Genomic DNA, 12,740 nt, shown 5'->3' with positions numbered 1-12,740 from the left:
AGCAATTTGCTAACGTTATTGGCTTGCTTTCCCACTTGATATAGAACTACCCACAGAAGCAATGATCACCATAAGGATAGCCAGCCACTGCCATATGCTCAACAGTTCACCTAAAATGATTAGTCCTGCGACAGCAGCAATTGCAGGTTCTAGGCTCATCATAATGCTAAAGCCCTGTGCGGGCATGTTACGTAGCGCAACCATTTCTAGACTATAAGGCAATGCGCTGGACAAAACACCAATCATTATACCCAGCGGAATAAGCTCCCAGTTTAGGAGTGCAGTGCCTTGAGAAGCAACACCCAGCGGCACAACTGCGATGGCTGCGACACTCATACCCAGTGCAACCGTTGCACCTCCAGAACCTTGATTGCCTGTTTTCTTGCCAAATAAAATATACCCAGCCCAGCATGCGCCTGCAATTAATGCTAATGCAACCCCAATAGGGTCTAGTCCGTCATTGGCACTCATATCAGGCAAAAGTAATATGATGCCAAGCAGTGCAAATAAGACCCAAATGTAATCACGTTTTCGTTTTGAAGCAAACAATGCCACCGCTAATGGTCCCGTAAATTCTAACGCTACACCAATACCCAGTGGAATACGTTCAATAGCATAGTAAAAGGTGATATTCATGCCACCTAGGCATAAGCCATAAATTAAAATAGGTGTTTTATTTGCAGGAATGTGTCGCCATGGCTGAAATACTAAGCACAAAATGAGCGCAGAAAAGCCAAGTCGATAAGCAGTAGTACCTTCAGGGCCAATATGTGGAAATAGTTGTTTAGCGATAGAAGCACCTGATTGAATGGTAATCATTGCAATCAACAAACACAGTACAGCAAACAAAAAGTCTCTATTAGCTAGCTTCATGCCATTTATTCTCACTTAAGCTGGTTATACAAAAGGCGGCTAGTTTAAAGGTCAGTAGCCTTACCAGCAAGTTTTTGTATACATTATCCTATGATTTCACTTCGTCATTTCGGTCCATTTACATACAGTAACTTTATTGCGATTTTATCGCTACCTATGCAGTTAATATTCTCTTAAAAAAGGAACTTATTCATTTAATTTATTTTAACTCTTTCTTTTTGACATTTGCAGGGAGTCCATATAAGTCCCTAGCAGTTGTATGAATTCTTACGATGGTAATCGTCTAGAAACTGATACCAAGCCTGCTGGTGCTTTTGCATCATTCGGTGTTTTTTTGAATCAAGGTGGGCCTGCATGTCAATTTGGCTATGAAATGGACCCGCTCGACAAAAGCTACAATGATTCTCTTCCAAATAGCTTGGTATGATCAGTTGCTTTTCTAGTGATGGGTTTGATTTGGCTGTGAACGCATAAGTTATACCGCTGGTATCTTTAACGTGCTTATCTCGCTCTACATTGCGAATTTTATAGCCGGGGAACTGGTTAATATTAAATGGATGCTGACCTATATATTGCATTTTAGAATTTAACATTAATGAGCCTTCTAAATCCCATTCGCAATATGGTTTTACATCTTTAGATGTTATGTAGCACAACATAGGACCGTTTGGGTCCAGCGCAAAACGACATGCATTATCGATAAATTGGCGCAGTAACGCTCTATTTAATGTGTTAATCGATAATGTAGATTTATCAAAGGCTTGTTGATCGCTAAACGCAGGGATTAAAGGAAACTGAAAAACAACTAAATCAAACTTTTGACCGGCTAAGCGTTGCCAGCTAGCTGGCATTGTTACATCAAAACTCGGTAAGTAAGTGATGTTTGCGGCTTTAACTTGCTCAAGCGCATGCTGCTGATATTTACCCTCAATCGTCTGCTCGCTGTCGTAGGTGCTAGCAGTTACTTGGCCTTTAGTAATGAGGCTGTGAAGCGCATAGGAAAAGCTTAAATCACCATCGCCTACGGTTAATATTCGCCATTGCTTATCTAAAATCATAGAAATACATAAAAAGTAAAACGACAAAAATTATATCATTTATAACGTTACAGAGGCAGTTGCTAAATCATCATATGATGACTAAAAATAGTCAACGATGCGATTTACTTCTTGATTTATCGCGATACATTTTTGCATCAGCTTGTTTGAGAATTTCATCAGGCTCTTGTTCGATTTTTGTTTTACAGTTGCCTATACTCGCACTTACTTGATATTGCTCAATTTTATTAGTTATATGCGCGCGTAACTGCGGCAATGCTTCGGGGCTATCATTACTAAAAGCAACAAACTCATCACCCCCTAAGCGAAATACGGTATCTTTTTGAAATTGTTCAGTGAGTGAATCAGCGAAAAGTTTCAGCACTTTATCGCCGATGTGGTGGCCATATTCATCGTTTGCTTGTTTAAAATTATCTAAATCGAAATAATAAAGCCATTGGTATTGTTCACTCAACTTTGTGAGCTTATCAAAACAAGCTTTACGATTACCAATTTTGGTGAGCGGGTCATGGTTCGCTTCATAGCGTAACTTGTCTTCTAGTTGGTTACGCCCTGCAATTTCTTGATTTAACTTTGCAATAGTGGCTTTTTTGAATTAAGAAGTAGTGCCATGCCATAACAAACTAAAATAAAGCCAAGGCTCTTAAGTGATGTTTCGAGTAGCACAATAGGCAACAAATTAAAGTTGATGTAGCCATCAAATACATCTAAAAGTAGTCCAAGGCAATAAAACGACCAACCATAAACTAGGGGCTGTTATGATCTTTGTTGTGTGTTTTTGCAGCAGTCATTCGGGTATTTTGGCAAGGCAGAATCTGCGTCGCATAGTTATACTATGTAAGTCAGGTGATAGCGTAGAAAAAATGCCCGAATGGCGCTGCCCAAAGGGTTCAACCAAAGGCTTCCACTACTTTGTCATTCGCAACTGACATAAACTATTATGCTGCATTACTCATTTCGCGTAATGAAAGCCTTTGATTTGAACAAAATTCATACCTCAAAGAGCAACAGCCCCTAATAACTTGCTATTGAGCTGGGGCGCTGCCAACGTTACTACCGTTGAGGATAAACAAAGCCAAAGCACTTCCTCTATAGTATCTACTTCAATGCTACCGTGAGTAAATGCCCAACATAAAAACAAGCCGCCAGTTAACCAAGTAAAAGCAATGATAAGTCTTTGATTCATAAACCGGCTCATTATTTTAAGGTTTGTAGCTCTTAGGTATAGCAGAGTTGTTTACATTCTTGCTAACTCAATGCTTTGTGCAATCATGAATAAATGGCAAACAAATACAACAGAGGTGAGAATATAGCGCATTTTATGGTAATCCTTGTGGTATTGCTGCCATGGTGGCATACCACGTTCGAATAGTAATACAATTGGAAAGCTAATGGCTAAATAGACAAGAGTACTTGTTGCTGATGCAAAAACTAACAAAGGAAAGGGAATAACCACTAAAACAGCCATAATTGCATGTGTGAAAGATTGCTCGCCAGCGCGCCACAGTGTGCCTGCCATAAATGCTAAAATACCCATGCTATATAAGCTGAATGCTTCGATAGCTTGAACCGATGACCCCAATAGCAAAGGCCAAAATACACACGCCAAAAAAGGGAGTACGCCGTAATAGCTTAATTGGATGTGATTTAAAAATGGATGCATTGCGCTCTTAATCCTGTTTTATAATAGTAAATGCGAGTATAACTCAGCCTACAACAATCATAATAATATCTATGAAAAACAAACGACAAAAGATCACTCATAAGTGAAAAATCACAGTTCAATCGTAAAAATTGATTAAACCAATCCAAACAATCCATTTTATTTTTCATCTCATTCTCATTATCTTAGTAGTCAAGCAAAACGAGCAGCACGGCGCTGCTTAAACTCAATATTCAATAAAACTAAGTAAGAGAGAAAACGATATGACTACTTCATTGATAAACACAAAAATTCAACCTTTTAATGCAACAGCTTACCATAACGGTGATTTTGTTGAGGTGAGTGAAAATGACTTACTAGGCAAATGGTCGATTGTATTTTTCTACCCAGCCGATTTTACCTTTGTGTGTCCAACGGAGCTAGGTGACGTAGCAGATCACTACGCACAGCTACAAGAGATGGGAGTAGAGGTTTACTCAGTATCAACCGATACACACTTCACACACAAAGCTTGGCACGATGCGTCTGAGACGATTAAGAAAATCCAATTTCCAATGATTGGAGACCCAACAGGACGTATTACTCGTAACTTTGGTGTGATGATAGAAGAAGATGGCTTAGCACTGCGCGGCACATTTGTTATCAATCCTGAAGGTGAAATTAAAGTAGTAGAAACACATGACTTAGGCATTGGTCGCAGTGCGAAAGAACTACTTCGTAAAGTGCAAGCCGCTCAGTACATTGCAAGCCACGACGGTGAAGTATGCCCTGCATCTTGGCAACCGGGCGAAGAAACTTTAGCACCTTCATTAGATTTAGTTGGCAAAATCTAAATCGTCATTTGGGGTGGCAAAAAGCCACCCTCAGCTGCCTTTTTATATCACTGTTGTTGTGAGGATGACCAATCATGTTAGACCAAAATATTAAAAACCAACTTAAAAGCCATTTCAGCGCCTTAAAAGACCCTGTAGAGCTGGTCATTGCACTTGATGACAGCAATAAGTCAAAGGAGCTGGAAAACTTAGCGAATGATTTAGCATCATTAAGTAAGCTAATTACTGTATCAAACAATCCAGATATCAGCGTGCGCAAACCCAGTATGAGAGTACATTCACCTGAGCGCAGCACTGATATTCAATTTGCTGGTGTACCTATGGGTCACGAATTTACTTCTTTGGTGCTGGCTGTTTTACAAACAGGTGGTCATTCAGCTAAAGCATCGGCAGATGAAATTGTACAAATAAAATCACTGGGTAGCGATTTAAGCTTTGAAATATATATTTCTTTGAGTTGCCAAACTTGTCCGCAAGTGGTGCAAGCCTTGAACTTAATGGCAGCGCTTAATCCACAAATTAAAACCACTATGATAGATGGTGCTTTGTTTCAAGATGAAGTAAATGAGAGAAATGTATTAGCGGTTCCCGCTGTTTATTTAAATGGCGAGCTATTTTCTCAAGGTGCGCTAACACTCACTGATATTTTAAATAAAGTAGATGTTAATGCGTTTGCAAAACAAGCTCAAAAGCTTAATGAAAAAGACATATTCGATGTATTAGTGGTAGGAGGTGGGCCCGCGGGTGCCTCTGCGGCTGTATATGCAGCGCGAAAAGGGCTAAATACCGGCGTTGTCGCTGAGCGGTTTGGCGGCCAAGTGGCTGATACCATGAGCATTGAGAACTTTATTTCAGTTAAAGCCACTGAAGGCCCAAAGTTAGTTGCACAATTAGAAGAACACGTAAAGCAATATGACGTAGATGTTATGGCTGGGCAGCGCGCTGCAAAGCTCAGTACAGATAATTTGATTAATGTTGAGCTAGAAAGTGGCGCAACACTTAAAGCCAGATCTGTTATTTTGGCAACAGGCGCGCGCTGGAGAAATATGAACGTGCCAGGAGAGGCAGAATATAAAGGTCGAGGGGTTGCCTATTGCCCACACTGCGATGGCCCATTGTTTAAAGGTAAGCCTGTTGCTGTCATTGGTGGAGGTAACTCTGGCATTGAGGCTGCCATAGACTTAGCGAACATTGTTGAACACGTCACCGTGTTAGAGTTTGCCGATACTTTGCGCGCCGATGATGTACTGATTAAAAAAGCCAATAGCTTAAATAACATTACAATTATTAAAAATGCGCAAACCACAGAAGTGCTGGGAAATGTCAGCCGTGTTACTGGTTTGCGCTATATCGATAGAGTATCGCAGCAAAGTAATGAATTAACGCTTGCGGGCATATTTGTGCAAATTGGTTTGGTGCCTAATACAGAGTTTTTAACTGACTCAGCCGTTACATTAACCCAATTTGGTGAAATTGATATAGACAATAAAGGAGCAACTTCACTGCCTGGCGTTTACGCCGCTGGTGATGCGACGACTGAGCCATTCAAACAAATTATTATTGCCATGGGCTCTGGTGCAACGGCAAGTTTGGGCGCATTTGATTACCTTATTCGCCATGCACAACAAGATGAAGAGCAAGCAGCATAACCTTATCATTGCATGCCAGCTTGTTAGGTAGCTGGCTACACCCAGCAATGCGAAGCCACCTCAATATTGAGGTGGCTTTTTTATGATTTATTGCAAACGTAAAAATGCCAAGGCAAGCCTTGGCATTTTGTCTCATAAACTAGGGATCTAGTAGCATCATAATAGTAGGCAACATAAGTACGATTTAGTTCATAAATAATTTCAGCTTCGGATACGTGAGAGAGTCTAATAAATCGACTTTGATCATGCCCAGCGTTGGAGTGTTACGGTTATATCGAGTGCTTAAGCGTGTTTTTAACTGCTGGTAATAAACGTCTGCTAACCGGCACTTTTTGATGATTGCTTAATGTTAGTTCATTGTTGTTTTCTTCTTGCAATTGATTGGATGACAGCGACACAACTTCATCAAGGTTTACTAAATATGAACGGTGAACACGTAGAAAGGTTTTAGGAAGTGTTTCTTCAAGTTGCTTAAGTGAACCGCTGTATAATTTTTCTGATTTATCTATTAAATGTAATTCCACATAGTCTCTTGCTGCTTTACAGTAGGCAATGCTTGAAGTGCTCAAATAGTCTGTTTTTCCTGCGACGGAAATCTCTAGCTTACTTGGTGTTTTACCCTGAATATTTTGTTCTAGTTTATATTCAAGCTTTGCGAGCTTTGTTTGCTCTTTATACAACTGCAGTTGTTTGTTTTTAACTTCGCTTGCTTGTTGAATAAACAAATAGCAAACCAGTATACCAATGATCGCAAAGTGTGCTATCTCATGAAAACTGCTGACATCAATCACAATGGTTATGGCAACGAATAATTGAACAACCAACCAGCGTAGAATATTGGGGTCTTTGTTCTTTATCCAGTAATAAAAAAGCTGTAATAAGCTAAATAGTAAAGGATTGAAAATACCCATAGTCGTTTTGTTGTCAAAGCCAGGTGCAAAAATTAAAGTTATTGAGGTAACGATAATCCCTGAATAAATCCAATGAACCGCATGCTTGCCAGCTAGTTTGTTAGAGCTATACACCAAAATGAGTATGCCAAACATAAATGATAAAGTGGTAATTGCGATTAGCCTTATATCATGCCATTGATAGGTGTAATCTATGAGTTTTCGAGATAGTTCTGCACCTAATTGTAATGTAGCCAAAAAACATAGAGCAGCAAAAATGCGATAAGTACCTACCGCTTGGTTGCCTAAACTTAAGGCTAAAAAATATAAAACGCCAACTAAAAACGCACCAATTAAAATAAGCCCAAACTCACTATAGTGCTGTATAAAACGTTTGGGCGAACCATATTGTCCTAAAGCAAAGATATGCATTGGATTATCAAGCGTAATAAGACTGTGATGGCCCGATAAATGAATGACTAGCTCATTTTTTGAGGGTCTAAGCAAGTGGTAAGGTATGAAGAAAACACTGTCCATTTTTCCAGCTTTTTCTTGCAAGGTCGGGGCATCGGAGACTTGGGTATGAGAATTCGCAACGCCGGGAAAACCATTTAAACCAAGGAAATGTTTGTTTAAATAAACTGCACTAGCTGCTTTACCTGAGATATAAAACCCATTAAGAGCTTTGAGTTCTTTCCCCCTGTTTGGTAAATCAAACTCGATTTTAATCCAAATATTTTTTAGCTGAGGATTTATTTCTCGTAAGGCTTGTTGTTTGCAATAAGGTGAGTCAAATGTGGGAGGGGAGTTATATACCGTTTTAAATTGGCAAACGGTAGCGAAATGATCATAGGGTAAAAATATCAACGTGTTTTGTGCTTTGCAAAAGGAAGAAAAACCACAAAACACCATAAAAAGCGCCCAATACATCGGTGTGAATTTAATCATTTGATGGGTTTCCTAAATACCGTTTAGCGAAATATTACTACCGTTTAATGTGTAAGTCAGTGCTTTTAAACCTTTTAAAGAATATTGCTAGTGCTGAAAAAGAACTTAATGCTCAATTGCATAGTACGTTAATTGAGGAGTTACAGATGAAAATAAAAACAATAACACTGGTTGGATGTTTAAGTACATTTACTATGCAAACAAATGTATTTGCTGAGTCGCCATTACTTAAAAATGAGCAGAAAATTGAGTTTGTCACTAATAGTGGTGAAAAAACAGATGCTATTGAAGGTCACCTTATGGTGCCTGAAAACCGCAATAGCCCAAACAGCCGCATGATTAGAATAAACTATGTACGATTTACTGCTACAGGTAAAAGTAAAAGATCACCTATCGTTTATTTGTCTGGTGGTCCGGGAGGATCAGGTATTGCAACGGCTAAGTGGCGTCGTTTTCCTTTGTTTATGGCATTGAGAGAATATGGTGATGTAATCGCGTTTGAACAAAGAGGCACAGGGAGATCTGAGCAACCACAAACATGTTCATCCAGTGTGAAAATTCCACTTGACGAACGGTTAAACAAGCGTGATTTTAAATCTAAATACACTTCAGCTGCCAATGAGTGCTTGAGGCTATGGGAGTCACAAGGTATTGATACCAGTGCTTATAATACTATTCAAAATGCGTATGATATTGATAGCTTACGAGTGCATTTACAAGCCGATAAGGTGTCGCTATGGGGGATCTCTTATGGTAGCCACCTTGCTCTAGCAGCAATAAAACTGTTTGAAAACAAGTTAGACAAGGTGATCATTGCAAGTGCTGAGGGTTTGAATCAAACCGTTAAGTTACCTGCAATGACCGATCAGTACTTTAAAAATGTACAAGAAGTTATCGATCAACAAGCACTTAAAAGCACTGTACCAGACCTAACAGCATTAATGAAGCGGGTACATAGTAAGTTGGAAAAATCACCCATCATGCTAACAATACCGAGTAGAGATGGCTCTAAAACGAACATACTTTTTCAAAAACATCATATGAGAATGCTTGCAAGTATGATGATAGCCGATCCCAATCAGTATTTATCGATGTTAGTTCATATGTATCTTGAGATAGAAAAAGATAACACTGACTTATTAATGGGTATTTTACAGCGTGGTATATTTAAAGATGAAACGTTAAGTTTTAAATTAATGCCATTAGTAATGGATGTTGCTTCAGGTATCACCAGTAGTAAACTTAAGCTTTTTAATCAACAAGCTAAAGATTCGTTGCTTGGAGATATGTTGAATTACCCAATGCCAATGCTCAATGAGTTTTCATCAGGCCTAGACCTTGGGGATGAATTTAGACAAGCACCGAAAAGTAGCGTACCTACATTACTTTTGACCGGAACGCTCGATGGCAGAACATATCCTCAAGAACAGCTAGAGGCAGTCCGTGGGCTATCAAACTTAATCCAAGTAAAAGTAAAGTATGCGGGGCATAACTTATTTACGTCATCTGAAGAGGTGCTTGCTAGAATGAAAGCTTTTTTAGCAAATGAGAAGGTAGATCAGAGCACAATTGAGCTACCGCTTCCTGATTTAAGTTTAAAACAATAATTGTTAATTCTAACAGTGATAAAGGAGAGTATTTTTTAAAGAGGTACTCTTGTGACTATTGATTTCAGTGCTGAGCTTTCTGGTGAGGTGGTTTTCTTATATTTAATGCATCTTTTGAAGGCGAAACAAAAAGTGTTGCTACGTTTGCATGCATTAATTTTTTAATATGTACCTTTTTTAAATTACCATACAGTTAACATGAAGAAAACTCCATTGCTTCGTTCATAAGTTAATTTTATGTTGTATTTTTAATCAATAAAGGAACATACAACATGTATAAACTCGTTTTATTTTTTTGTGCTTTGATAAGTACAGCGTCGTTTGCAAGCAGTGTCCCTGCAACTGATCATGCCATTGTGTACGAAGGGCGGGTTGTTAAACAATACGAGCAAGGGCTAGTGAGTATTAACTGGCCAGGAAGCAGCTTTAAAACAAAATTAACAGGTAAAAGCTTACACGTAACGCTCGTTGGTTTTGGTAATCAATTTGACGTATTAGTTGATGGCAAGCTTCATAAAAAAATAATCACAGATTATAGTGCAGAGCCTAAAATGTTTGAGTTATTTAGTCAGTCAAAAGAGGTTAGCGTTGAAATTGAAGTAGTAAAACGCTCAGAAGATACGAATAACTTTAGTGAAATACATCGCTTTGATGTTGACGGCAGCATAGAGGGTATTTGGCAGTCGCAAAAGCATATTTTGTTTATTGGTGACTCGATTAGTGCAGGTTTTGGTAGTGAGTCAAATAAACGAGAATGTACTTGGCAAGAAGTGTTACAAACCAGCAATGCGCGCTTGGCGTTTCCGTATGTCAGCTCACAGATGTTAGGTGCAACGTATACTCAAGTATCAGTCTCTGGACTTGGCCTTATTCGCAACTGGAGTGGTAATCAAGCGCACCATGATCTCACCTATTATTTTGATAAAGCGGGTGCATTATTTCAAGACAGTCGTACATTTGAAGACCGCTTCCCTAATTTAATTGTAATAGAAGTTGGCACCAATGATTTTAGTACTGACCCGCAAGCACATGAGCCATGGCAAGATATCCAACAAGTAAAAACCGCATGGGTAAAACGGATGGTTGAGTTTGTAGCCACAGTACGTGCACGCTACCCGGCACAACCCATTGTTTTTATGCCGCGCCCTGCCTACCCATATGACTTGATAATACCCGCAACAAACAAAGCAATTGAGTTGCTGTCTGCTCAAGGCCAAAATGAGCTCTACAGCCACACTTTTAATTCGGCGTTAAGTGGTTGTACTTGGCACCCAACAGAGCAAGAGCATCAAGATATTGCTGTTCAGTTAGTGAACTTTATTAAAACTAACAAAGTGTTTTGATAAGCAGATAATATGTAAAAGCTGCTTTAATGTGGCAGAGATACCATTGAGATTTCTGCCACATTAAGGCTATCAACTAGTTTAATAAATTCCAGCGTAGCGGCTCGCATTACAGCCCGACTAAATTTTAAAAAATGAAATATCTTGCTTTAACTTGCTCGAAAGGTCGGCCAATGTGTTGGTCGATGAATCGTTTTGATGCATTGAGTCGATGAAATCTTCAGACATTGCTGCAATTTGTTCCATTGTTGTGTTGATATCACTGATCACCGAGACTTGACCAGCAGAGGCTTTTGCAACCTCTTTCACTCTATTTAATGAATCACTTGCTTGTTTTTCGATACTTAAGAGCAGCTCTGTTGCTTTTTCTGTTTTTTCTTTACCACTTTCAACTTGTGGCTGAACGGTTTCCATTGCATTTACAGAGGCAATAGTTTGCGCTTGCACATCATTTATCATTGACTCAATTTGTGATGTAGCCTCACCGGTGCGCTGTGCTAATTGGCGAACTTCATCTGCTACTACTGCAAAGCCTCTGCCAGTTTCACCTGCTCTTGCTGCTTCAATGGCTGCGTTCAAAGCAAGTAAATTGGTTTGCTCAGAAATACCACTGATCACATTAATAATGCCACCAATTTGTTTGGTGTTATCTTCAAGCTTTCTTATTTGCTCGACCGTGGTATTCACGGTTTGCGATATTTTTTCCATTTCGGTGGCGGTTGCATCTACTACTGTGCGACCTTGTTCTGCATATTTTGCAGTGAGTCCAGAGTTCTCTTCAGTATGGTGTGCAATTTGCGATACTTGGTCGATACTTTCTCGCATTTCATTGAGCTTAAAGGCTGTTTGAGAGGTTAATTGCGCCTGACTTTGTGCCGCATTAAGTACTGATTTAGACCCTTTAGATACGTGTTCAACCTGAGTTGCAACGCTATTGGAAGCGGTGATTATGTTGCTAACAATACTGGTGATTTTTATATTCATGTTAGCAATTGCACCAATAATACTGTTTGGGTAGCGAGAGTTAATTGGCTGTGTTAAGTTGCCACTAGCGGTAGTATTTATCGCTGTCTGCGCTTCAAATGGTTCACCACCGAGTGCTGCGCGCAAGCTTCTTTCAATTAATACACCTACAAATATAGAAGCAGCCAATGCAATAGCACTTAAAATTAACATCCAGTTTTGAAAACCGCCAGCAACGGCTCGTGCTTCTGGGGTGGCTGTTTGGTTTTGATTCTCTTGAAAGTCGATAAATTCATTAATAGTGTTTAGCCAGTCAATAAATGCGGGCCTAGCATCATTTAATACGCGTTGCGACACGTCCTCACCAGCACGCTTTTCAGTAATAATTTGCTTAACCAGTGGAAGTGTTCTGCTTTGTATTTTATCTATTTTTGAAAGGATGTTACGTTCTTGGCTTGTGAAGTGAGTGCCATTACTTAGCATCTGATCCATTTTGTTTTCTGACTGGCGGTAAAATGCTTCTAACTCTTTTATTTCCTCAACAAATTCACTAATTTGCGAAGTATTACTGGCTATAGCAATATCTCGAATGGCAATCGCTCTGTCGTGAACACTACCACGATAATTAATGGCATAGCGCTGTTTTACCGAGTTAACATCTGTAATTTCACTTAATGTTCGGTCAATAAAATTAACTTTTTGGATCCCTTGAATCGTCAGTAACACTAGCAAGGCCAGTATAAAACCAAAGCCTAAAGTTAAACGACTTTTAACGGTCATTTGTGATAAAAAATCCAACATTATATTAACTCCCTAATGAGCACAGTGTAGTAAAGTGTAGTGCTAAACCCAGCGAACACAATTAGATATAACTAATTAGAACAATCGCTTTGCGACATCAATAAGCATAATT

Annotated in this window: 11 protein-coding genes; 4 read left to right on the top strand and 7 right to left on the bottom strand. The window is 39.2% G+C overall.

Annotated elements, in window-relative coordinates:
• Positions 1-15 precede the first annotated feature (15 nt).
• From OCI93_RS04950 to OCI93_RS04930, 5 genes are all read right to left on the bottom strand, one after another.
• Entirely contained in the window at positions 16-873 is an 858-nt protein-coding gene (locus OCI93_RS04950; RefSeq protein ID WP_261625894.1) for an EamA family transporter, read from the bottom strand.
• A gap of 248 nt (positions 874-1,121) precedes the next feature.
• Entirely contained in the window at positions 1,122-1,931 is an 810-nt protein-coding gene (locus OCI93_RS04945) for a class I SAM-dependent methyltransferase (RefSeq protein ID WP_261591335.1), read from the bottom strand.
• 91 nt (positions 1,932-2,022) lie between these two features.
• A complete protein-coding gene (locus tag OCI93_RS04940; RefSeq protein ID WP_261626053.1) occupies positions 2,023-2,490 on the bottom strand; it encodes a GGDEF domain-containing protein in 468 nt (155 codons plus the stop codon).
• Positions 2,491-2,928: 438 nt separating this feature from the next.
• A complete protein-coding gene (locus tag OCI93_RS04935; RefSeq protein WP_261591337.1) occupies positions 2,929-3,117 on the bottom strand; it encodes a hypothetical protein in 189 nt (62 codons plus the stop codon).
• A 51-nt stretch (positions 3,118-3,168) separates the two neighbouring features.
• Positions 3,169-3,594: a DUF3429 domain-containing protein gene (locus OCI93_RS04930; protein ID WP_261591338.1), complete on the bottom strand. Its 426-nt coding sequence runs from the start codon at positions 3,592-3,594 to the stop codon at positions 3,169-3,171.
• A gap of 263 nt (positions 3,595-3,857) precedes the next feature.
• Between OCI93_RS04930 and ahpC the strand changes: the two genes are divergently transcribed.
• Both ahpC and ahpF read left to right on the top strand, forming a co-directional pair.
• On the top strand, positions 3,858-4,427 hold the full coding sequence (ahpC, locus tag OCI93_RS04925; protein WP_261591339.1) for an alkyl hydroperoxide reductase subunit C: 570 nt from the start codon (positions 3,858-3,860) through the stop codon (positions 4,425-4,427).
• 74 nt (positions 4,428-4,501) lie between these two features.
• Positions 4,502-6,076 carry an alkyl hydroperoxide reductase subunit F gene (gene ahpF / locus OCI93_RS04920; protein ID WP_261625893.1) on the top strand — a complete coding sequence of 525 codons (1,575 nt, stop codon included), beginning with the start codon at positions 4,502-4,504 and terminating at the stop codon, positions 6,074-6,076.
• A 269-nt stretch (positions 6,077-6,345) separates the two neighbouring features.
• Here ahpF and OCI93_RS04915 read toward each other — a convergent pair whose 3' ends face one another.
• Entirely contained in the window at positions 6,346-7,914 is a 1,569-nt protein-coding gene (locus OCI93_RS04915; RefSeq protein ID WP_261625892.1) for a LytTR family DNA-binding domain-containing protein, read from the bottom strand.
• Positions 7,915-8,060: 146 nt separating this feature from the next.
• On the opposite strand from OCI93_RS04915, the gene OCI93_RS04910 reads away from it, so the two are divergent.
• Together OCI93_RS04910 and OCI93_RS04905 are read left to right on the top strand one after the other, a co-directional pair.
• The gene (locus OCI93_RS04910; RefSeq protein ID WP_261625891.1) at positions 8,061-9,521 is read left to right on the top strand and encodes an alpha/beta fold hydrolase; all 1,461 of its coding nucleotides are present in this window, start codon (positions 8,061-8,063) and stop codon (positions 9,519-9,521) included.
• A 272-nt stretch (positions 9,522-9,793) separates the two neighbouring features.
• Complete coding sequence (locus OCI93_RS04905) at positions 9,794-10,864, top strand: SGNH/GDSL hydrolase family protein (protein ID WP_261625890.1); 1,071 nt, start codon at positions 9,794-9,796, stop codon at positions 10,862-10,864.
• A 120-nt stretch (positions 10,865-10,984) separates the two neighbouring features.
• On the opposite strand, the gene OCI93_RS04900 is transcribed toward OCI93_RS04905, so the two are convergent.
• On the bottom strand, positions 10,985-12,628 hold the full coding sequence (locus tag OCI93_RS04900) for a methyl-accepting chemotaxis protein (RefSeq protein WP_261625889.1): 1,644 nt from the start codon (positions 12,626-12,628) through the stop codon (positions 10,985-10,987).
• Positions 12,629-12,740 lie beyond the last annotated feature (112 nt).

It is taken from the genome of Pseudoalteromonas holothuriae (genome assembly GCF_945859825.1).
Taxonomy (GTDB): domain Bacteria; phylum Pseudomonadota; class Gammaproteobacteria; order Enterobacterales; family Alteromonadaceae; genus Pseudoalteromonas; species Pseudoalteromonas holothuriae.
Note: the sequence above shows the minus strand (reverse complement) of the source record. Positions and strands in the feature narration are given on the sequence as shown.